This window comes from Psychrobacter sp. 1U2, assembly GCF_051847575.1.
In genome coordinates, this window is record NZ_JBPYDC010001049.1 from 1 (window position 1) to 728 (window position 728).

Consider the following 728-nt stretch of genomic DNA (forward strand, 5'->3'; position numbering starts at 1 on the left):
GAAGAGATCAGCCGTTATGTCGGTATCGTCGACAATTATGAGCGTCCTGGACCCATCAAAGACTTAAGTACGAGACGTTCAAGATCTGTCAGATTGCAGCCGACTGAACGTGAGGTACCAGCTCGCAAGGCAGATGAAGGCTTGGCAAGCAATGAAGCTGGGAATGGTAATCAAACGGCAAACAATGGCACTGTTGAGAGCATTCGTCAATCAGAGGATACCTCTGCAACGTTGGCAGTGAACGAAGAGCGTACTGTGATTACCGAAGATGAAGGCCGTGCCTCATCAACCACCGCTAAAAAAGAAGATAATGCGCGTAGTTCTGGGTCGGAAGACAAAAGCTTACCAGTGGTTCCTACGCCAAAACCGCCAACTGCGCCAGACAGCAGTGAGAAAAACAGCTCAAGTTCAGCCTCAGCTAATAAAAGCGCCAGTAACGAAACCGTGAAAAACCCAAATGCTGGGTCGGCAAAAAACGATAGCGCTGGAGTAGCTAAAAACAAAGACGATAGCATCAAAGAGCTCATCGAAGAAAAAACTGACTAGCACTTTACCAGCTGATTAGCGCTGCCTTTATCGCTAGTTGCTGTGCCTGCAAGACGTAAGTTTTGCAGGCTTTTTCATGCCGATTTACTAAATGGTTTACTAAGTAGCATCGGAGAGCCGCTATGCTTTTGAAAACTGGTTACCAGTAATCGTTCAATCATGAGTATAAGCCCTTTTAAAAT

Annotated in this window: 1 pseudogene; it reads left to right on the top strand. The window is 46.2% G+C overall.

Annotated features, from left to right (window positions below):
* Positions 1-546 (top strand): annotated as a pseudogene (locus ACS8FD_RS20315) (hypothetical protein); the annotation flags it as partial.
* Positions 547-728 lie beyond the last annotated feature (182 nt).